General features: G+C 71.5%; 19 protein-coding genes. 4 read left to right on the top strand and 15 right to left on the bottom strand.

Going from position 1 to position 19,636, the window contains the following annotated elements; translation table 11 throughout:
- Nucleotides 1-2: 2 nt before the first annotated feature.
- From Acor_RS06605 to Acor_RS06655, 11 genes are read right to left on the bottom strand one after another with little or no spacing between them, the layout of a single operon-like run.
- Nucleotides 3-860, bottom strand: coding sequence for an ester cyclase (locus tag Acor_RS06605; RefSeq protein WP_155335651.1), 858 nt, complete (start codon nucleotides 858-860; stop codon nucleotides 3-5).
- Entirely contained in the window at nucleotides 860-1,297 is a 438-nt protein-coding gene (locus Acor_RS06610) for a holo-ACP synthase (protein WP_155335652.1), read from the bottom strand. Before Acor_RS06610 ends, Acor_RS06605 begins: the two co-directional genes overlap by 1 nt.
- Nucleotides 1,294-2,199, bottom strand: coding sequence for an ACP S-malonyltransferase (locus Acor_RS06615; RefSeq protein WP_170316813.1), 906 nt, complete (start codon nucleotides 2,197-2,199; stop codon nucleotides 1,294-1,296). The genes Acor_RS06610 and Acor_RS06615 overlap by 4 nt, the downstream gene beginning before the upstream one ends.
- Nucleotides 2,199-3,077, bottom strand: coding sequence for an alpha/beta fold hydrolase (locus Acor_RS06620; RefSeq protein WP_218034153.1), 879 nt, complete (start codon nucleotides 3,075-3,077; stop codon nucleotides 2,199-2,201). Before Acor_RS06620 ends, Acor_RS06615 begins: the two co-directional genes overlap by 1 nt.
- Entirely contained in the window at nucleotides 3,074-4,303 is a 1,230-nt protein-coding gene (locus Acor_RS06625) for an NAD(P)/FAD-dependent oxidoreductase (RefSeq protein ID WP_155335653.1), read from the bottom strand. The genes Acor_RS06620 and Acor_RS06625 overlap by 4 nt, the downstream gene beginning before the upstream one ends.
- Nucleotides 4,300-5,022 carry a nitroreductase family protein gene (locus tag Acor_RS06630; protein ID WP_155335654.1) on the bottom strand — a complete coding sequence of 241 codons (723 nt, stop codon included), beginning with the start codon at nucleotides 5,020-5,022 and terminating at the stop codon, nucleotides 4,300-4,302. The genes Acor_RS06625 and Acor_RS06630 overlap by 4 nt, the downstream gene beginning before the upstream one ends.
- Complete coding sequence (locus Acor_RS06635) at nucleotides 5,019-7,253, bottom strand: beta-ketoacyl-[acyl-carrier-protein] synthase family protein (protein ID WP_155335655.1); 2,235 nt, start codon at nucleotides 7,251-7,253, stop codon at nucleotides 5,019-5,021. The genes Acor_RS06630 and Acor_RS06635 overlap by 4 nt, the downstream gene beginning before the upstream one ends.
- A gap of 27 nt (nucleotides 7,254-7,280) precedes the next feature.
- A complete protein-coding gene (locus tag Acor_RS06640) occupies nucleotides 7,281-8,345 on the bottom strand; it encodes an aminomethyl transferase family protein (RefSeq protein ID WP_155335656.1) in 1,065 nt (354 codons plus the stop codon).
- A gap of 3 nt (nucleotides 8,346-8,348) precedes the next feature.
- Nucleotides 8,349-8,822, bottom strand: a complete 474-nt coding sequence (gene fabZ / locus Acor_RS06645; RefSeq protein WP_155335657.1) for a 3-hydroxyacyl-ACP dehydratase FabZ — start codon at nucleotides 8,820-8,822, stop codon at nucleotides 8,349-8,351.
- A complete protein-coding gene (locus Acor_RS06650) occupies nucleotides 8,819-9,109 on the bottom strand; it encodes an acyl carrier protein (RefSeq protein ID WP_155335658.1) in 291 nt (96 codons plus the stop codon). Before Acor_RS06650 ends, fabZ begins: the two co-directional genes overlap by 4 nt.
- A gap of 22 nt (nucleotides 9,110-9,131) precedes the next feature.
- Nucleotides 9,132-9,860: a 3-oxoacyl-ACP reductase family protein gene (locus Acor_RS06655; RefSeq protein ID WP_246238466.1), complete on the bottom strand. Its 729-nt coding sequence runs from the start codon at nucleotides 9,858-9,860 to the stop codon at nucleotides 9,132-9,134.
- A 170-nt stretch (nucleotides 9,861-10,030) separates the two neighbouring features.
- On the opposite strand from Acor_RS06655, the gene Acor_RS06660 reads away from it, so the two are divergent.
- Nucleotides 10,031-11,587, top strand: a complete 1,557-nt coding sequence (locus Acor_RS06660) for an FAD-dependent monooxygenase (protein WP_246238467.1) — start codon at nucleotides 10,031-10,033, stop codon at nucleotides 11,585-11,587.
- On the opposite strand, the gene Acor_RS06665 is transcribed toward Acor_RS06660, so the two are convergent.
- Nucleotides 11,577-13,001, bottom strand: a complete 1,425-nt coding sequence (locus Acor_RS06665) for an AfsR/SARP family transcriptional regulator (RefSeq protein ID WP_218034154.1) — start codon at nucleotides 12,999-13,001, stop codon at nucleotides 11,577-11,579. The genes Acor_RS06660 and Acor_RS06665 overlap by 11 nt on opposite strands.
- 294 nt (nucleotides 13,002-13,295) lie before the next feature.
- On the opposite strand from Acor_RS06665, the gene Acor_RS06670 reads away from it, so the two are divergent.
- Nucleotides 13,296-14,207 (top strand): aldo/keto reductase, encoded by a 912-nt coding sequence (locus Acor_RS06670; protein ID WP_155335660.1) that lies wholly within the window; start codon nucleotides 13,296-13,298, stop codon nucleotides 14,205-14,207.
- Here the strand turns inward: Acor_RS06670 and Acor_RS06675 are convergent.
- From Acor_RS06675 to Acor_RS06685, 3 genes are all read right to left on the bottom strand, one after another.
- Complete coding sequence (locus Acor_RS06675; RefSeq protein ID WP_155335661.1) at nucleotides 14,183-14,851, bottom strand: response regulator; 669 nt, start codon at nucleotides 14,849-14,851, stop codon at nucleotides 14,183-14,185. The two genes, Acor_RS06670 and Acor_RS06675, sit on opposite strands and share 25 nt — an antisense overlap.
- A complete protein-coding gene (locus Acor_RS06680) occupies nucleotides 14,832-15,851 on the bottom strand; it encodes a sensor histidine kinase (RefSeq protein WP_155335662.1) in 1,020 nt (339 codons plus the stop codon). The genes Acor_RS06675 and Acor_RS06680 overlap by 20 nt, the downstream gene beginning before the upstream one ends.
- 136 nt (nucleotides 15,852-15,987) lie before the next feature.
- A complete protein-coding gene (locus tag Acor_RS06685; RefSeq protein ID WP_155335663.1) occupies nucleotides 15,988-16,938 on the bottom strand; it encodes a UbiA family prenyltransferase in 951 nt (316 codons plus the stop codon).
- Nucleotides 16,939-17,161: 223 nt separating this feature from the next.
- Here Acor_RS06685 and Acor_RS06690 point away from each other — a divergent pair, with 223 nt between their 5' ends.
- Both Acor_RS06690 and Acor_RS06695 read left to right on the top strand, forming a co-directional pair.
- Nucleotides 17,162-17,908, top strand: coding sequence for an AfsR/SARP family transcriptional regulator (locus Acor_RS06690; RefSeq protein WP_155335664.1), 747 nt, complete (start codon nucleotides 17,162-17,164; stop codon nucleotides 17,906-17,908).
- Nucleotides 17,905-19,635 carry a 2-isopropylmalate synthase gene (locus tag Acor_RS06695; protein ID WP_155335665.1) on the top strand — a complete coding sequence of 577 codons (1,731 nt, stop codon included), beginning with the start codon at nucleotides 17,905-17,907 and terminating at the stop codon, nucleotides 19,633-19,635. Before Acor_RS06690 ends, Acor_RS06695 begins: the two co-directional genes overlap by 4 nt.
- Nucleotide 19,636: the final 1 nt, after the last annotated feature.

Consider the following 19,636-nt stretch of genomic DNA (forward strand, 5'->3'; position numbering starts at 1 on the left):
AGTCACAGTAGGGGGACGTCGTCGGGGGTCCACCCGCAGCCGCAGGCAGCGCCATCACCATCGCCGTCGCCGGCGCCGAGCTTGACGACGGTGCCGCAGTCGGCGCAGCGGGCGTACTCGCGGATGGCCTCGGGGATCAGCAGGCCGGTGAGGGCTCGGGCGCAGAGCCCGGCCTTGAAGAACCGGCGCATCGCCCGCTGGTGCGGCCGGGCGTGCACGGCGCGCACCGACTCCGGCCGGTCGAACGCCGTGAGCGTGTACTTGCGGTTGCCGATGTCGAACGTGGCGACCCCGAGGAAGCCCCTGGAGGTCCGCAGCCCTTTGACGATCTCCACGCTGAGCAGGTCCACGTCGGCCGCCTCCGCCTCGTCCCTGACCTCCAGCCAGGTCAGCGTGAACGCGCCGGGCCGGTCGGTACGGCTGCTCGCCGCCCGCGCGCTGACCCCGAACTCGCGCACCTCGTCGGCGGCGGGCACGAACCTGGCCGTGTACCCGAGCGCTTCTGCGACGGCCAGCCGGTCGAAGCAGCGCCGGACCATCCCGTCGGCGGTGACCAGGTCGGTCCCGGCCACGCGGACGGCGCCGCCGACGGCGGGCATCCCCAGGTAGGAGGCACGGTGGTCGGCTTCCATCACCCACCAGACGGTCGCGGCGTCCGCGTCGCCGGTCACCCGCTCGACCTGGAAGCGCAGGTTCTTGAAGCGCTCCATGACCTCGGCCGCGTGCGCGGCCAGCGCGTCACCGGCCAGCGAGCCGTCGGTGTCGGGGTCCTGGAACCCGGTGACCGAGGCGGCCACGGCGGCGGGATCGGCGTTCCGCCAGGCTTCCAGATTCGCTTCGGCGATCTTCCGTGCGTCCATCACGCGTCCCCGCCTTCCGAGAAGTCCTGGAGGTCCTCCGGAAGCCCGGCCGAAGCCACGGCCACCGCCAGGGCCCGGCCACTGGTGTGGCTGAGCGAGAGCCGGATCCGCTGATCGGTCCGGGCGGCGAGAGCGGGCCCGAGGCGTACGACCGGGGGATGGCCGTCGTGGCACGCGGCGGTGCGGGCGCAGGCGGCGGTGGGCCGGGGCAGGACCTCGACCTGGGCCAGGTGCTCGGCCGTCGGCGGGACGCCGAGCAGGCGCAGCACGGCGCGTTTGGCGGCCAGCCGGCCGGCCCAGTGCTGGAGCGAGCGCCCTGCTCCGGAGCGCAGCCGTTCCGCGGGGGTGTAGACGTCCTCCAGGCGCATGCCGTCCAGCAGGTCATGAGGCAGGGTGAGCCCGGCGAAGCCGACGACGGCGCTGCCCCACCGGTTCATGCCGCCGACTCCCTGGCCAGGCGGCGCAGCGTGCCGGGGTCGGCCATGCTCAGGCAGCGCGCGCCGGTCCGGCGGGACAGCCCGGCCAGCACCTTGCTGTCGCCCACCTCGACGGCGAGCGCGAGGCCGTCCACCACCGCGACGGTCTCCGTCCAGCGGACCCGGCCGGTCAGCTGGGCGATCAGCGAGTCCCTGATCAGTTCGAGGTCGGTGGTGGGCCGGCCGGTGACGTTCGGGACGACCGGCACCCGGGGCGGCCGCATCGGCGCGGCCCTGACGGCCTCCGCCCAGCCCGGCACGGCCGAGGCCATCAGCGGCGAGTGGAACGCGTTGCCCACCGCGAGCGACATGATCTTGCTGGCGTCGGCGGCCAGCTCAGTCAGCCGGTCCAGCGCCTTCAGGGAGCCGGAGACGACCACATGTCCAGGCGCGTTCTCCAGCCCGACCACGAGCGGCTCGTCCGAGGTCCCGGCCAGCGCGGCCAGCTCCTCGACCCGCTCGACCGGCAGGCCCATCACCGCGCGCATCCCGCCGGTGACGCCGACCTGCGACATCAGCCGCGACCTGGTCTCCACCAGGCCGACCACCTCGGCCCGCCCGAGCACCCCGGCCGCGTGCAGCGCGGTCAGCTCGCCGACGCTGTGACCGGCCACCACGCCCGGCTCGTAGCCCTCTTCCGCCAGCACGGCCAGCGCCGCCAGATTGCACGCGGTCACCGCGATCTGCGCGTGCTCGGTGGCCACCAGCCGATCCAGCGGCCCGCGCGCGCACAGCGCCGAGATCGGCCGCGTCAGCAGCTCGTCGACCTCTTCGAGCACCGCGCGGGCGACCGGGCGGCGGCGCAGCCAGGCGCCCATGCCGACCCGGACGGTGCCCTGACCGGGGAACAGGTAGCCGAGCACTAGAGCCGCCGGCGCGGACGTCGTTCGGCCTGCGCCGAGTCCTGCGAGCCGAGGAAGTCCAGCAGCAGCTTGCTGACCACCTCGGGGGCGTCGAGCGGAATCCAGTGGCCGGCGTCCTCAACCCGCTCGTACCGCCACGGGCCTTTCACGAACTTGGCGGAACCGTGCATGCCCTCCTCGCGGAGCGCCTGGTCGCCGGCCCCCCAGATGCCGAGGGTGGGGGCCAGGACCGGCGGGAACGGCCGGGCGGGCCGCAGCTCCGCCTCCGGCGAGCGGTTCGCCCGGTACCAGTTCAGCCCCGCGGTCAGCGCGCCGGGGCGGGCCATGTCGCGCAGGTATCGGTCGTAGTCGCCGTCCTTGCCCATGATCTCCTTGAACAGCCGCCAGCCGTTGCGGCGCAGCAGCTCCTCGCTGATCCCGGGGAACTGGTAGAGCAGCATGTACCAGGAGGCCGCGCGCTGCTCGATGGACGGCCTCGCGAACACGCCCGGGTGGCCGACCGACAGCACGGCCAGGTGGTCGATCCTGCGCGGCATCAGGAACGCGTACATCCAGGCGATGGCCGCGCCCCAGTCGTGGCCGACCACGTGCGGGCGGCGGATGCCGAGCTTGGCGGTGAGCGCGACGATGTCGTTGACGATCGTCTGCATCCGGTACGCCTCGATCTCCTGCGGCTTGGAGGAGTCGCCGAAGCCGCGCAGGTCCGGCGCGATCACCCGGAAGCCGCCCTCGGCGAGCGCCGGGATCTGGTGCCGCCACAGGTAGGAGGAGTCGGGGTAGCCGTGCAGCAGGATGACGGGGTCGCCCTCGCCCGCCTCCACGTAGGCGATGTCGACGTCGTTGACGCGCACCGTCTTCTTGTCGGTCATGTCGGTCATGCCGTCTCCCTGAACAACCGCTCCGCGAAGAACTCGCTGAATCCGAATTCGGGCACATCCTCGGGGGCCACCATGTTCAGCAGACCGGTGACCTGGGCGGCGAAGTTCTTCGCCATCAGCCGGCGGGCCCGCCGCCGGCGCTCGACCGCCACCTCGCCGAACTCAACGTGCAGCCGGCTGATGATGTCCGCGCCGAACGCGAGCCGGTCCAGCCGGAACAGGCGCTCTTCCACGTACGGGTCGAACGCCGCAGGCGACCAGTCGTCGGAGCCGAGCAGGATGTCGCACACGGTCCTGGAGTCGCGCATCGCGCAGGACAGCCCGGTGCCGAGCACGGTGTCCGCGTTGCCGGCCTCGTCGCCGATCAGCACCACGCCCTCGGCCAGCGGCGGCCCCTCCGGCACGCTCGACACCGACGGCCACACCGACAGCGGCCCGGCCGGGATCGCCTCGGTGACGGCCTTGCCGCGATCGGGCAGGCAGTCGAGCTCGAACGCGGCGAGGAATCGTTCGACGCCGCCCTCGCCCCGGTAGCGCAGCTTGTTCTCGGCGGGGAAGTTCAGGTAGAGGCGGGCGCGGCCGTACCCCTGCGGGAAGACCATGAACATCACGTCGCCCTCGGTGCCCATGGCCTGCACGTCGGCCGGCCAGGAGTCCAGGCCCTCGACCATCATGCCGCCGCCCCAGTGGTGCATGGAGTTGCGCATGGTGACGCCGATCTGCCGCCCGACCGTGCAGCCGCGGCCGGTCGCGCCGAGCACCATCCTCGGGCGGATCTCATGCTCGCCCTCGGCGGTCCGGTAGGTGACCACGGGTTCCGCGCCGGCGGTGACGGTGATCCTGGAGGCGTCCATCACCAGGCGGGCGCCGGAACCGACGGCCTGCGCGGCCATCAGCTCGCACACCGCGTGGTGCGGGAACGACATCGGGCCGCCGACGCCGGGGATGAAACTGGTCATGTCCACGGCTTCGACCTCGTCGTCGGAGACCGCCTCGTCCCAGGTCATCCACTCCCGGATCTCCCAGCCGCCGCCCGCGCCGAAGCAGTCGTACACGCCGAGCCGCTGCGCCTCGCGGATGCCCCAGGGGGCCAGCCACTCGCCGCGGACCAGATCGTGGTAGACGTCCTGCTTCTCCAGCAGCACCACGTCCAGGCCGCCGGCGGACAGCTTGCAGGCCGCCGACGCGCCCGCGATGCCACCCCCGACGATCACGACATCGGTCATGCCTGCCACCTCTCCCAGTACGTGCGTTCTTTCGCGCTGGCCCGATCGGCCGGGCGGAACTCGGTGCCCACCGTGTAGGCGACCGGGATCATGCAGACCTGGGTCACCCCGGACGGGATCCCCAGCAGCTCGCCGACCGGCCGCTCGTACGGGACGTGCATGCAGGTGATCGTGCTGCCGAGGCCACGGCTGCGCAGCGCCAGCTGGAAGGACCAGATGGCGGGGAAGATCGAGCCGTAGAAGATGCTGGACCGCATCGGGCCGAGCCTGACCAGGTGGCCCGGGTCCTGCGGCGGCTTGGTCGACATGCGCTCCCGCCAGGCGGCGTCGATCGCCTCGGTGTCCGGCGGGCGGCCGAGCACGCACGGGATGACCAGGATCGGCACCCGCGCGATCGTCTCGGCCAGCACGACCACCGACTCGTTGTTGCGGCGCGCCTGGGCCGTGTTCCGCCGCCGCCCGGCGTTGGTCCACACGTCGTTGCGGTGGAACAGCCAGGACGACAGCGTCCGCTCGGCGATCTTCTCCTTGGTCGCCGGGTCGCTGATCACCAGCCAGCGCCAGTTCTGGTGGTTGTTCGCGGTGGGCGCCTGGACGGCCACCTCCAGCGTCTCCTCGATGATCTCTCGCGGCACCGGCCGGTCCAGGTCCAGGCGGCGCCGTACGGAGCGGGTGGTGGTCAGCAGCCGATCGGTCTCGCCGACGTCGAAGGGGGTCATACCGCCCCCAGCAGGACCGCGCCGCGCACCGATCCGGGCGCGGAGCTGAGCACCAGCGCCCGCTCGACCGGCTCAGGCGGATTCGGCTTCATCAGGTAGTCGTCCAGGCCACCCGCCGCCGGCGCGGCCAGCCCGGTGAGCGCGGGGGCGATCCCGTCCCTGATCGCGAGGGCGGCCAGCGCGATGTTCAGCCCGCCGGTCGCGGCCTGGCAGTCGCCGGTCAGCCCGGCCGACGCGGTCAGCGGCACGCCGGGCAGCGCGGCCAGCACGGCCGCGGCCTCCTCGGCGTCCTCGCCGCCGCCGGTGCCCGCGCCGACGACCAGATCGGGCCGCCCGCCGGGCAGCCCGGCGATCCCGTCGAACCTCCCGCCGACGTGGCTGGTGCCCAGCACCCGCGCGTACGGCGTCCCGCCCCGCGCCGCGCAGTACTCGGCCGCCTCCACCACGAACGCCACCGCCGCCGACCCGGGCACGCTGCCGGAGTCCCGGTCGTACGGCGACACGAACGCGCCCTCGGGCACCGCCGTGACATGTTCGTCCGCGGCCACCACCAGGACCACGTCCGCCTTGCCCGCCCTGATCATCTCCAGCGCGCAGTCCAGCGCGATCGACGCCGACGCCCCGCCGTTGCAGATCGTCGTGGTCGGCCCGCGCAGCCCGAGGGTCTGGCAGACCGCGCCGCCGGTGGCGTTCAGCACCACGTTGGAGAAGCTCAGCACGGCCGGTTTGCTGGGGTTGGCCGCGATGCTGTCGTCGAACCCGCCGGTGCTCTCGGCCGACCCCGCGCCGGTGGCGAACACCAGCCCGACGTCGTCGAGTTCCTTCCTGGGCAGCTTCAGCCCGGCGTCCTCCCAGCTCAGCCGGGAGGCCGCGATCGCCATCCTGGACAGGTTGTTCATGTGCCGCCAGAGCGAGCGCGGCGCGAACGTCCTGCCCTCCAGGGAGGGCCGCACGCCGAGCGCCGGCCGCCCGGCCAGGATCGCCTCGGTGGTCTCGGCGATCCCGACGCCGAGCCCGCTGACCGGCCCGAGCCCGGTGATCACGGCCTCCCGGCGGGGCAGCTCGGTGTGCTCCCGGTCCGGGCCGGGGGTGGTCAGGATCAGCGAGACGTTGTTCCCGCCGAACGCGTAGTTGTTGGACACGACCGTGTCCATCGGGAGCGCGCGCGCCAGGTTGGGCACGAAGTCCAGATCGCCAGGCACGGCGTCGGGGGCGAAGCCGATCGTGGGCGGCGCGACGCCGTCCCGCAGGGCGAGCACCGCGGCGACCGCCTCGACCGCGCCGGCCGCGCCGAGGGTGTGGCCGACGAACGACTTGATGCTGCTGGTCGGCACCTGCCCGGCGCGCGGCCCGAAGACCGTGCGCATGACCTTGGCCTCCATCGTGTCGTTGGCCGGGGTGCCGGTACCGTGCCCGCTGACGTAGCCGACGTGGTCGGGGGTGAGGCCGGCGTCGGCCAGCGCCCGCCGCATCGCGGACGTGCCGCCCCGGCCGGTGGGGTCGGGGGCGGTGGCGTGGTAGGCGTCGGCCGACAGGCCGTACCCGGCGACCTCGGCCAGCGGCACCGCGCCCCTGGCCAGGGCCAGGTCCAGCGGCTCCAGCAGCAGGAACGCGGCTCCTTCGCCGAGGTTCAGGCCGTCGGAGTGGCTGTAGGGGCGGCACGGCCCGGTGCTCAGGGCCTTGAGTCCGGCGAAGCCGGCGTAGGTGCCGAACAGCAGCGGGTCGACGCCGCCCGCCAGCACGGCGTCGGCCGCGCCGACCAGGATCTTGTCCTTGGCCAGGCCGACCGCGTTGCCGCCGGCCGCGCAGGCCGTCGACACCAGGATGCGCGGGCCGCGCATCCCCAGCCGGTCGGCGATCACGTCCTGGGTGCGGTGCATGGGCTGGTAGTGGCCGGCCGCGTCCGGGGTGGCCTGGCATTTGCCGAGGATCATCCCGAACCGTTCCGGGTCGAGGCCGGTCAGCCCCGCCTGGGCGACGGCCTGGCGGGCCGCGATCAGGGCCAGGCCGGCGGTGCGGTCCAGGGCGGCGTCGGACTCGGGGAGCTGCCCCGTGATCCACTCGTCCGGGACCTGGCCCGCGTACCTGGCCTCGAAGACCGCGAAGGCCGGGTCCTGGATGGGGGTGAGGCCCCCCTGGCCGGTGGTGAGCCGGTGCCAGAACTCGGCGGGGTCGCGGCCGATGGCACAGATGACTCCAAGGCCGGTGACGACGACGGGCCGCAGCGCCATGCTGGTCTCCTTACCTGGCGGTCCCGATCAGATGATCGGGATGCTCCAGCTCTTGGGCACGATGTACGGGCTGGTCAGCGTGGTCACATCGACGCCTTCGACGGTGAACTCCAGACCGGCGGCGGCCAGTTCCGCGTCCACCCTGGCCAGGCCGAGGGTCGCGCCGAGGCCGACGCTGCGGACCGCGAGCACCACCTCGCCGACGTCCTCGCCGCCGGCCAGGACGCGGGCGCCCGGCTCGGGCACGGTGTCGCCGCCGGAGAAGCCAACGGTCCTGCGGCCCTGCCCGGACTCGAAGGCGGCCAGCACGGCCTCCTTGCCGACGAACTCGTCCTTGGTGACGTCGACCAGCCAGTTGGCGCCGATCTCGATCACGTTCACGCCGCCGGCGGTCTCCAGCCGCGGGATCGGCTGGCGCACCTCCAGCATGGCCAGCTCCAGCGCCTCCTGCCCGGCGGCGGCGACGTGCTCCAGGGCGGCCCGCCACAGGTCGGCGGCGGACTCGATCGGGACGATCATCTGGTAGCCGTACTCGCCGGTGAATCCGGTCCGAGCGAAGATGATCTCGACGTCGTTCCAGACGGTGTCCGACACCGCCTCGAACGGCAGCGAGGCCAGCTCACCGTCGATCAGCCGGCCGACCACGCCCCACGCGTACGGGCCCTCCAGGCCGAGCACGGTCAGGTCGCCGGACCGGTCGGTGATCTCCACGCCCTCGTCGTTGTTGGCCCGCAGGTGCTCGATCAGCCGGGTGCCCGCCCCGACCGAGCTCTCCAGCAGCAGCCCGTTCTCCCGGCCGAACGCCAGGACCTGGTCGACGACCTGCCCGGCGTCGTCCAGCACCAGGCTCATCATGCAGCGCTCGGAGGTGAGGTACTCGACGTCGCGGGCCAGCAGCCGCTGCGCGAAGTCCACGGCGGCGGGGCCGCTGATCTCGATCAGCCGGTGCCCGCTCAGGTCGAGCACCGCGGCCCGGTCCCTGAGCACCTGGTACTCCGCCGACAGGCCGGCGAAGCGGAGCGGGACGGAGGCGTCGCCGACCTGGCCGTAAACAGTGTCCCCAGGGTGCGCGTGCGCGAGGACGGTAGTCATTGGTCACACCTTTCGTACGGCGGTGTTCCCCGCCGGATCGACGATCGTGAGAATTCCTTCGGCCGCGACCTGGCCGTCGACCCGGGCCGAGACGCGGAACTCGGCGAAGCCCGCGCCACCCCCGGTCCGCTCGGCGGTCAGGGCGAGCTGATCGCCGGGGACGACGGGGCGGCGGAACCGCATCGACCTGACCCCGGCCAGGTAACTGATCCGGCTGGCCCCGGACAGGGCGAAGACCAGGCCGGCGAGTTGCGCCATCGCCTCGATCATCACCACGCCGGGCAGCACCGCCTCGGTCGGGAAGTGGCCCTGGAACCACAGCTCGGTCCCGGTGACGTTCTTGGTCGCGGTGCCCTTCGTGCCCGGTTCGACCTTGCCGACCCGGTCCAGCAGCAGCATCGGCCAGCGGTGCGGCAGCACGTCGCGGATCTGGTCATTGCTCAGCCCGGTGATCGGGGCCGCCGCCACGATCGTCATGCGGCCGCCTTGAGCTGCGGATTGACCTCGTCGGCCAGCCGGGAGACCGACCCGAAGACGGCCATCTCGCTGTCGTAGAGCGCCACCCCGAACTCGGCCTCGATCGCGACGTACAGTTCAAGCACGTCCAGGCTGTCGAGTTCGAGGCCGCGCCCGAAGAGCGGCTGGTCGTCGGTGATCCAGTCGGGCTCGATCTCCAGGTCGAGGCGGGACACGATCATCTTCTTGATCTGGGTGCACGTCTGCTGCCGCTCGGCGGCCTTGGCGCGCAGCTCGTCGATGGTCATCTGTCCTCCAGGTTGGGGTTCTTCAGCCGAGGCCGCCGCCGTGGGCGACCACGACGGCGCCGGAGATGTAGGACGCCTTGTCGGAAGCGAGGAAGCTGACGATCGAGGCGATCTCCTCGGGCCGCCCCATCCGGCCCAGCCGGATGCGGGACTCGTACTGCTTCCTGATCCCGGCGGGCACCTTGCGGGTCATGTCGGTGGCCACGAAACCGGGCGCGACGACGTTGGCGCGCACCCCGTGCGGAGCGGCCTCGTTGGACAGCGCCTGGGTGAACGCGATGATCGCGCCTTTGGACGCCACGTAGTTGGTCTGGCCGGGGAAGCCGCCGTCCAGGCCGCTGGTCGAGGACAGCGTCACGATCGCGCCGCTGCGCTGGTGCTGCATAAGCCGCAGGCCTTCCCGGCAGCTCAGGAACGTTCCGATCACGTTGACGTCCATCGGCCTGCGGAACTGCTCAAGGTTCATGGCGACGAGGTAGCGGTCCAGGGTGATGCCGGCGCTGGTCACCAGAATGTCCAGCCGGCCGCGGGTGCTGCGGACGTCCTGGAACATCTGCCGCACCGCGCCCTCATCGGTCACATCCGCCTGTACGGCCGTCCCGGTGCCGCCGCGCTCCTCGATGAGGGCGACGACCTCCTTGGCGTCCGCTTCTGAGCGGGCGTAGTTGACGATGACGTGCGCGCCCTCGGCCGCGAGGTCAAGCGCGACGGCCCGGCCGATTCCGCGGGAACCGCCCGTAACCAGGGCCACGGATCCTTCGGCAAAGAGCATCATCGTCTCCAGATTCGCGGGGATTCGACAATCACACTGCAAATAGCCGTATCTTTCACGAATCAAGTTACTATGGCCCGATATCACGCCTGTATCACCGAGTTATCCGAGCATTGACGCGCATTAGGAAAATGTATGACTCTGACTCCGTGGAGCCGGATGTCGAGAATGTCGAAACGCTGATCGTGGGTGGCGGCCCGGTCGGGCTGGCCGCGTCCATCGAGCTTTCCCGGCACGGAATATCGTCACTGCTCGTCGAAAAACATCCGGGCACGTCCCTTTTCCCGAAGGCCCGGCTGGTCTCGACCCGGACCATGGAGATCCTGCGCGCCTGGGGCCTCCAGGACGAGGTGGAGCGGGCCGGCATGCCGCGCGAGGACGTGCTGGCGGTTGGCGTCGGCACCTCGCTGAGCGCCCCCGACTACCTCCGCAAGGCGGCGGCCATCGCCGAGGACGCGGCGCAAAGCCCGACCTACACCTACCTCTGCTCGCAGGACATCCTCGAAGTGATCATGCGCGGGGTCGCCGAGTCCGCGAGCGACGTGCGCTTCGGCACCACCATGACGGACCTGCGCGTCGGCCCTGACGGGGTCGAGGCGGTGGTGGAGTCCGGCGGCGTCGCGACCCGGGTCAGGGCCCGCTACCTGATCGCCGCCGACGGCGCCCGCAGCGGCATCCGCGACCGGCTCGGCATCGCCGTGACGGGGCCGCCCCCGCTCGGGCACATGGTCAGCATCATGTTCGACGCCGACTTCGACTTCCTGCCCCCCGGCCGCAGGGCCGCCCTCTCCTTCGTCCGCAGCACCCCCGGCGGCGCCATCGAGGCCGTCGACAACCGCCGCCGCTGGATCATGCAGACCGGGTACGACCCCGCCAACGGCGGCAGCGCCGACGACTTCACCGAGGAGTACTGCCTGGCCGCGGTGCGTTCGGCGATCGGCATCCCCGATCACCCGGTCGACATCGTCGGCGTGATGCCCTGGCTCCAGCAGGCCGTGGTGGCCGCCGAGTTCGCCAGGGACCCGGTCTACCTGGTCGGGGACGCCGCGCACGTGGCCACCCCGCAGGGCGGGTTCGGCATGAACTGCGGCATCCAGGACGCGCACAACCTGGCCTGGAAACTGGCCGCCGTCCTGCGCGGCGAAGCCGGCCCCGAACTGCTGGCCACCTACGCGGAGGAACGCCGCCCTGTCGCGCTCCGCACCGTGGACGAGAGCCTGGTCAACGCCATGATCACGTTTCAGATGATGGCCGGGCGGCTGTCCATGCACGAGGCCATCGAACGGCAGGCGGGGCGGCGCGGGTCGGAGGGGCTGGTGCTGGGCTTCCACTACGAGTCTGCGGCCGTCATCCCCGACGGCACGCCGGAGCCCGCGCCGGCTGATCCGTACCGGACGTATGTGGCGACCGCCCGGCCGGGGCACCGCGCGCCGCACGTCTGGGTGTCGCCCGGCGTGTCCACGCTCGACCTGCTCGGCCCGTCGTTCACGCTGCTCACCGCGCCGGGAAGCGGCTGGGCCCGGCCCGCCGCGGCGGCGGGGGTGCAGGTCGCCGAGATCGATTCCGCGGAGTGGGCCGAGCAGTACGGCGTCGGCGCCACCGGCGCGGTGCTGGTGCGCCCCGACGGTCATGTCGGGTGGCGCACCCAGAGCGCGGATTTCGCCGAGCTGGCGAAAGCGCTGAGCGTCATCCTGGTCAGGCCGTGAGGGGCCTGGTCCGCGACCGTATCCGGGCGGCGCCCAGCCGCAGCCGCAGCGGGTTGCCGTAGGAGTGCGCCAGCAGGTCGGTCACGGTCTGCGCCTCGACCGAGCCGACCAGCAGATCGGCCAGTTCCCTGGCGGCCTCGGTGGCGAGCGGGCGGACGAACTCGCGGTGTGCGCCCTGCCGGGCCACCAGCTCGTCCAGCGGATCGGTGCTGGTCACGATCACCCGGCAGTTCGCGCCGCCGGGCAGCAGCGGCAGCACCTGGGTGGCGTTCCTGGCCCTGTCCAGCACCACGACCAGCCGGCGGCGGGCCGTCCAGCTGCGGAACAGCGCGACCCGCTCGGCCCGGTCGCCGGGGATGTCGGTGCGGGGCACGCCGAGCGCGCGCAGGAACCGGCCCAGCACGACGGCGGGCTCGGCCTCGTCCAGGTCGGCGAAGAGGTGACCGTCCGGGAACCAGTCGGCCCGGTCGTGCGCCCACTGCAACGCGAGCGCGGTCTTGCCGACGCCGGCCGGACCGCACAGCACGGTCGTGCCGGGCAGCGCCACCTCGGGGTCGGGCCGCAGCACCGCGTCCAGCGCGGCCAGCTCCTCACCCCGCCCGACGAACGGCAGGACCCTCGGCGGGAGCTGGGACGGCACGACCGTCCCGCCCCGGTGTGGGAGCTGCCGCATCAGGCCGGCCTCGTCGCGCAGGATCTGGTCGTGCAGGTGGCGCAGCGCGGGGCCGGGCTCCAGGCCGATCTGGTCGCGCAGGTAGCGGCGGGTCTCCTGGTAGGTGCGCAGCGCGTCGGCGCGTCGGCCGGCCCGGTACTGGGCCAGCATGAGCTGGGCCCTGATCCGCTCCCGGAACGGATGCTCGGCGACCAGCGCCAGCAGTTCGGGGATGACCTGGTGGTGCTGGCCGAGCTCGATCTCCAGCTCCAGGCAGGCCTCGGCGGCCTCCAGCCGGGACTCCTCCATCCTGGCCACGTCGTAGCGCAGGCCCCGGATGTCCTCGAACGGGTTGCCGCGCCACAGCGCGAGCGCCTCCCGCAGCAGCCGGACCGCCTCCTCCCGGTGCTTGCCCGCGACCTCGTTGCGGGAGCGGGCCACCAGGGCCCGGAACTCCAGCCAGTCGATGCTGCCGGGGGCCGGGCGGATCAGGTAGCCGGGGCTGGAGGTCTCGATCACCCCGGCGCCCACGACGCGGCGCAGCCGGGACACGCAGATGGCGATCTGGCGGCGCGCGCTGGGCGGCGCTGAGCCCGCCCAGACCGTCTCGATCAGGCGGTCGACGCTGACCACGCGGCCCGCGTTGAGCACCAGGCCGGCCAGGATCGCCAGCTCGCGGCTGGCGCAGATCTGCAGTTCTGTGCCGTCCCTGAGCACCTGCATGGGGCCGAGCACCCGGAATCTGAGGCCCTCGTCCATCATCGGGCCCGCGTCTCACTACTGATACGCGGAGGAAACATGAAGAGATATTTTCGCGCCATTTAAGAATCTCTCCCGCAGATTACTCGAGGGGTATCCGCTACTTCTGAACCTAATGAGTGGTCCAGCTATCCCGGCACCCCTAGGCACCCCCTGTAACCCTTCACCCCAGGCGTCCGATAAGGGGTCCCCTATTTCTCCCGGGACCGACGGCACCTGGGCCTTCGCTGTACGCTTTTGACCGGACTTTGACCGGCGCAGGCTATCAATGGATGGACCAGGCGCTGAGGGGGGCAATTGCGTTACACGAGGCTCGGGCGGGCGGGCCCGGTGATCTCCAACATCGGGCTGGGCACGCTCGCGCTGTCCGGCGCGTACGGGCCGGTGGACCCCGGCGAGGCGTTCGATCTGATCGGCCGCGCGCTGGACTCGGGCGTCAGCTTCGTCGACACCGCCGACCTGTACGACGACGGCCGGGTCGAGCGCCTGATCGGCCGGGCGGTCGCGAGCCGCCGCGAGGAGATCGTGATCTGCACCCGGGGCAGCGGCACCGCGCAGGCGTGCGAGGCGTCGCTGAAACGACTCGGCGTCGACGCCATCGACCTCTACTACCTGCGCTGCCGGCGCCAGGACGCCCCGATCGAGGAGGACATGGCGCAGCTGGCCGACCTGGTCAGCGCCGGGAAGATCCGCTATCTCGGCCTGTCCAACGGGTCACTGCGGCAGCTCCGCCAGGCCCATGCCGTGCATCCGCTCACCGCGCTCGCGGTGGAGTACTCGCTGTGGGGGCTGCCCGCCCAGCCCGGCCTGCTGGCCGAGGTCCTGCGGCTGGGCCTCAGCGTGGTGGCCGCGCGCCCGGTCGGCCGGGGCTTCCTCACCGGCCGCATCCGCTCCGCCGACCAGTTGACGCCCGGCGACTGGCGCCGCCGCGACCCCCGCTTCCAGCCCGCCGGGCTGCGCCGGGGTCTGGACCCGCTGCGCGAGGTCGAGGACGTCGCCGCCAGGCTGGATCTCGGCGCGGGCCGGCTCGCGATCGGCTGGCTGCTGTCCCAGGGCGAGCACGTCGTCCCGGTGCCGAGCACCCGCGACCAGGTCCACCTGGAGATGAATCTGGCCGCCTCCGACGTCGCCCTCGCCCCCGACATCCGGGACGAGCTCAGCCGGATCTTCCCGCCGGCGGCGGATCAGTCCGACTCGCTCCTGCTCTGAGCCGGGATCAGCGACGCGGCCAGGGCCTTGTTGACCGCGTCGATCCGGGAGACCGCGTTGAGCTTCACGAAGATGTTCCGCATGTGCCGTTTCACGGTCGCCTCGGCCAGCCCGAGCCGGCGGGCGATCTGCAGATTGCTCAGCGCCTGCGCCGCCAGCTTCAGGATCTCCTTCTCCTTGTCGGTCAGCACTCCCGCCGGGGGGCCTTCGACCTGGGCCAGGCTGGTCCTGGACACGGCGAGCACGACCCGGCCAGGGTCCTCGTACACGCTGCGGACGGCCGCGAGCAGTTCGTGCCGGTGGATGCTCTTGAGCAGGTAGCCGCTGATCCCGGCCGCCAGCAGGCGGGTGAGCAGATGCGGGCCGTCGTACATGCTCAGGATGATGATCTGCGTGCACGGCGACAGGGTGCGGATGCGGGCGACAGTCTCGATCACCTCGTCGCCGGGGATCTCGACGTCCAGCAGCACCACGTTCGGCCGGGTCTCCTGGACCAGCCGGACCGCGTCGGAGGAGTTGCCCGCCTCGCCGGCGATGACCAGGTCTGAGGTGGATTCGAGGATCTCGCGCAGGCCCTCGCGGAACAGGGCGTGGTCGTCGACGAGCACGACCGAGATCTTGCCGCTAGAGCTCGTCGGGCTCACGGGACTGCCTCTTGAGCGGGATGGACAGTTCGACCTGGCAGCCGCTGCCCGGTTCGCTGGTGATCGTCAGCCCGCCGCCGAGCAGCTCGGCCCGCTCCCGCATCGAGGCCAGCCCGACCCCGCCGGTGCGTACCCTGGCCCGGGACGGCTCGAAGCCCCGGCCGTTGTCCTGCACCAGCGCCCTGAGCTCGTGCGGGGCGATGTCCACCCGCATCAGGATGGCCGACGGCGTGCCGTGGGTCAGCGCGTTCCTGGTCGCCTCGCGGATGATCAGGAACGACTCGTCCAGGACGCGCGGGTCGGCCCACGACTCGTCGCCGTTCACGTCCAGCCCGACCGAGACCGACTCGTCCTCGACCGCTTCGAGGAAGCCGAGCAGCGCCTTCTCCAGGCTCTTGACCGGCACCTGCGGGTGCAGCTCCGAGGTGATCTGGCGGAGGTTCTCCATCGCCTCCTGGATCGCCTGCTGGGCGACCCCGATCTTGACGGCCGCCCTGGCCGGGTCGGTGCCGCGGTGCAGCTCAGACAGCGCGAGCTGCTGGTGGGCGACGCTGATGCCGTGGCCGATCCGGTCGTGCAGTTCGCGCGCGATCCGGCGCCGCTCCTGCTCCTGCACCTCCTGGACCTGGTTGAGCAGGAACCCGTGGTAGCTCTCGGAGGCTTCCCTGACCCGGCGCGACAGGCTCTCCTCCATGCCGGTGGCGACCAGCGCGAACGTCTCGGAAGGGTGCTCCGAGTCCGCCGCTATTCGCCTTGCGAGATGCGTCAGCGCGGACCTGAAGAAAAGTGAGCCAGCCTCAAGAGAGGCCTTCGGATGAACTCCGGAAGCGGCCCTGCTGATGCCTACTTCCCAGGCATGGAATTTATAAAGGTCGTTGACCTGCACCCTTCCGGTGCGCAGTGTCGCGGCCACATCGTCCAGAACGTACTCGGCGGTCATAAGAGCCTGCCGGATGGCGCTCGGATCCGTAGAGAGCGCGTTACCGGTGGTGTGCAACACCGACTCGAATTCCTCAAGGATTTCCGCCCGGCACTCATCTACGAATCTCGCCGGATCGCTCGCCGCCCCGAAACCAGCACCCAAGGAAGTCCCTCCGATTTGGGACGCGTGAGGCCCTAACTATCTCCCACTTTCGTTACCAAAGCAACATATCCTGTCGAATATTGGTGAACAGGACCGTAATGTGAACGACGTGTTGTGTCCCCATGAACGCTCGGTAAGGGCGCCGACGTCGACGGCCGACGTCGACGGCCGCCGCCCGTCCCGCCAGGACGACCGCCACCGCGCCGGCCAGCATGGCCAGCGCCGCCCCGGCGAGCGGCATCGCGAGGGCCAGGCCGACCAGGCAGAATGACACCGCCAGGATCAGCGCGGTGGCCGACATGACGTTCCTGGTCACCCGCGCGCCCCAGGTCACCGCGATGGTGCGCCGACCGGCGGCGGCGTCCCCCGCGATGTCGGACAGGTCCTTGGCGGGGATGCCGACCAGCGTCATCCAGCAGGTCGCGGCCACCGCGAACATGATCAGCGTGATCGGCGTGGGCACGCCCGCGCCGCCGACGACCACGGTGAATCCGCCCCAGTAGGCCAGCAGCCCCGACCCGCAGAGCACCGCGACGGCACCGCCGGACCGGCCCTTCAGGTGGAACGGCGCGCCCGAGTACAGGTAGCCGAGAACCAGATTGACCGCGATCACCCAGGTCATCGCGCCGGGCAGCCCGGCGGTGGCCAGCAGCGACGCGACCGCGGCGAGCACGGCGACCAGAGCCGCCGCGCGCGGGTCCAGGTCACCGCGGGCGATCGGCCGGCGGGAACCGTTGACCCGGTCCTCTGTGACGTCCGATACCCCGTTCCCGACGTAGATCGCGAAGATCGACAGCACCCAGGCGGCGCCGCCCTGCAGCACTTTCGCCAGCTCGGGGGAGGCGGCCGCCGGCAGCGCCAGAGCCGCCCCCACCAGGAACCTCAGCATGGACACGGCCAGCACGGACGGCCGGGCCTCGACCGCGCAGAACCCCAGTATTCTCACCGCGCTCTTGAGGGCGGAGGGGCCGGACGCCCGGCCCGATGTCCATGTGCTCGCCATGCCCGGATTGTTACGCCGGGACGGCGATCCGTTAAGAGGGATAACCCGAGAGTTGTAGGCCGGAATACAACTTTGGATACCCCCCTTGCCACTCCGGGCTACTTTCCCCGAACTGCCGGTCCCCCGTCTTGCCGGGCGCCGGGGACCCCTATTAGCTTGAGCCCAGCGGAATAAGGGTCGTGTAACTTTCAACAAGTCGGTCGACTTAACCTTAGGGACGCTGATGCCGGATTTCAAGCTGCTGGGCCCGACCGAGGTGCTGGACGGCGACGGCCATTCCCGCACACCCGGCGGCCCCAAGCTCCGGCAGGTGCTGGCATTGCTGGCGCTCAATGCGGGAAAGGTCGTCAGCGTCGACGTCCTCGTCACTGAATTGTGGGGCGAGGTCACCAGGAAGTCCGAAATAAAAACCCTGCAGACGCATATCTACCACCTGCGCCGGGCGCTGGGCGGCGGCCTCGTCGACACCCGGGCGCCCGGCTACACGCTGCGGGCCGACCCTGGCCGGGTCGACGCCCTGATCTTTCCCCGCCTGGTCGACCGGGCCGCCGAGCACCGGCAGGCCGGCGATCACCGGGCCGCCGAACTGGTCCTCCGCGACGCGCTGGCCATGTGGACCGGGCCGGCGCTGGCCGATGTGCGGCTCGGCCCGGTGCTCGCGCCGTACGCGACGGCCCTGCACGAGCGGCGGCTGCGCGCGCAGGAGATGCACATGGACGCCAGGATCAGCCTGGGCCTGCACGGCGAGGTCATCGAGGAATTGCGCATGCTGGTCGCCGCCCACCCGCTCAATGAGAATTTCCACGCCCAGTTGATCACCGCGCTCAGCGGCAACGGCCGGCGCACCGACGCGCGGCGCGCCTATGAAGGGCTGCGCGCGCTTCTGCACACCGAACTCGGTGTCGCGCCCTCATTCGCCATCTCTGATCTTCACGCCAGGAGTAATAAAGGAAAGGAAATCCGACGATGAAGGGTGTCGAGCGTTACTCCGGATTCACCCCCCTCGCCCTGACCGACCGCACCTGGCCGGGAAACCGCCTCACCGCCGCGCCGCGCTGGCTCTCCACCGACCTCCGGGACGGCAACCAGTCGCTCGCCGAGCCGATGACCCCCGAGCGGAAACTTCTGATCTTCGACCTGCTGGTCAAGATCGGCTACAAGGAGATCGAGGTCGGTTTCCCGGTGGCCAGCCGGAGCGACCACGACTTCGTCCGCCTGCTGATCGAACGCGACCGCATCCCGGATGACGTCTGGATCACCGTGCTCACCCAGGCCCGCGACGACCAGATCCGGCGCACCGTCGAGTCCGTACGGGGCGCGAGCCGCGCGGTCGTGCACATCTACAACGCCACCTCGCCCCTGTTCCGCCGCACCGTGTTCAACCTGGACCGGGCCGGGGTGCGCGACCTCGCCGTCCGGGGCACCCGGACGATGATGGACCACGCCGAGCGGGTGCTGCGCGACTGCGACCTGGTCTACCAGTACTCCCCCGAGCTGTTCAACGAGACCGAGGCCGACTTCGCCCTGGAGGTGTGCGAGGCCGTCATGCGGGTCTGGCAGCCCGAGCGCGGGCGCGGCATGATCCTGAACTTCCCCACCACGGTGGAGCGCTCCCTCCCGAACGTCTTCGCCGACCAGATCGAGTGGCTGCACCGCAACCTGTCCGGGCGCGAGCACGTCTGCCTGTCGGTGCACCCGCACAACGACCGGGGCACCGCGGTCGCCGCCGCGGAACTGGCCCTGCTGGCCGGCGCGGAACGGGTCGAAGGCTGCCTGTTCGGCAACGGCGAACGGGCCGGCAACGTCTGCCTGGTCACCCTCGCGATGAACCTGTACAGCCACGGCGTCGACCCCGGCGTCGACTTCTCCGACATCAACACGGTCCGGCGAACCGTCGAGCGGTGCACCGGGCTGCCGGTCCACCCCCGCCACCCGTACGGCGGCGACCTCGTCTACACCGCGTTCTCCGGGTCGCACCAGGACGCCATCAAGAAGGGCTTCGACGCGCTCGAACGGCAGGCCGCCGAGACCGGTGTGCGCGCTGACGCGCTGCCGTGGCGGGTGCCGTACCTGCCGGTGGACCCCAGGGACGTGGGCCGCACCTACGAGGCGGTGGTCCGGGTGAACGGCCAGTCCGGCAAGGGCGGCGTGGCGTACGTCATGAGTGCCTGGCACGGCCTGAACCTGCCGCGCGGCCTCCAGGCCGACCTGGCAGAACGCGTTCAGCGGCAGGCCGACGCGGCCGGCGGCGAGCTGACCCCGAACCGGATCGGCGCGCTGTTCACCGGGGAGTACCTCTACCACGGCGATCCGTCCGGACCACTCCAGGTGGGCTGCGAGCCGCTCACCGCGACCCTGTACGTGGACGGCGGCTTCGACGTCAGCGGCGACCAGGCCGACGCGTTCCGCACCCTCGGCTCGGTGCTGAGCCCCTGGGGCATCCAGGTCTGCGTGGTGCACCGGACCGGACTGCCCCTGGACCACGAGGACCTCACCCCGAACCAGGCGATCCACTCCGGCGACGAGACCGTGATCTACGCGGAATGTCACAGCGGCGGCGCCGTCGCCTGGGGCGCCGGCATCGACAGGGACATCGCGACGGCGGCCTTCTCCGCGGTCCGCGCGGCGGCCGACCGGCTCGTCCGGGACGGTCACCTGGACGACGACGCCCCCCGGCTCGCCGCCGCCGGGCACTAGG

The organism is Acrocarpospora corrugata (genome assembly GCF_009687845.1).
GTDB lineage: Bacteria > Actinomycetota > Actinomycetes > Streptosporangiales > Streptosporangiaceae > Acrocarpospora > Acrocarpospora corrugata.

Bases quoted from the DNA above. Each gene is read 5' to 3' on its own strand.
- Acor_RS06625 (WP_155335653.1), bottom strand. From the start codon at position 4,303: ATGACCGATGTCGTGATCGTCGGGGGTGGCATCGCGGGCGCGTCGGCG.
- Acor_RS06620 (WP_218034153.1), bottom strand. From the start codon at position 3,077: ATGACCGACATGACCGACAAGAAGACGGTGCGCGTCAACGACGTCGAC.
- Acor_RS06605 (WP_155335651.1), bottom strand. From the start codon at position 860: ATGGACGCACGGAAGATCGCCGAAGCGAATCTGGAAGCCTGGCGGAAC.
- fabZ (WP_155335657.1), bottom strand. From the start codon at position 8,822: ATGACGATCGTGGCGGCGGCCCCGATCACCGGGCTGAGCAATGACCAG.
- Acor_RS06610 (WP_155335652.1), bottom strand. From the start codon at position 1,297: ATGAACCGGTGGGGCAGCGCCGTCGTCGGCTTCGCCGGGCTCACCCTG.
- Acor_RS06685 (WP_155335663.1), bottom strand. From the start codon at position 16,938: ATGGCGAGCACATGGACATCGGGCCGGGCGTCCGGCCCCTCCGCCCTC.
- Acor_RS06695 (WP_155335665.1), top strand. From the start codon at position 17,905: ATGAAGGGTGTCGAGCGTTACTCCGGATTCACCCCCCTCGCCCTGACC.
- Acor_RS06650 (WP_155335658.1), bottom strand. From the start codon at position 9,109: ATGACCATCGACGAGCTGCGCGCCAAGGCCGCCGAGCGGCAGCAGACG.
- Acor_RS06665 (WP_218034154.1), bottom strand. From the start codon at position 13,001: ATGATGGACGAGGGCCTCAGATTCCGGGTGCTCGGCCCCATGCAGGTG.
- Acor_RS06640 (WP_155335656.1), bottom strand. From the start codon at position 8,345: ATGACTACCGTCCTCGCGCACGCGCACCCTGGGGACACTGTTTACGGC.
- Acor_RS06630 (WP_155335654.1), bottom strand. From the start codon at position 5,022: ATGACCCCCTTCGACGTCGGCGAGACCGATCGGCTGCTGACCACCACC.
- Acor_RS06635 (WP_155335655.1), bottom strand. From the start codon at position 7,253: ATGGCGCTGCGGCCCGTCGTCGTCACCGGCCTTGGAGTCATCTGTGCC.
- Acor_RS06690 (WP_155335664.1), top strand. From the start codon at position 17,162: ATGCCGGATTTCAAGCTGCTGGGCCCGACCGAGGTGCTGGACGGCGAC.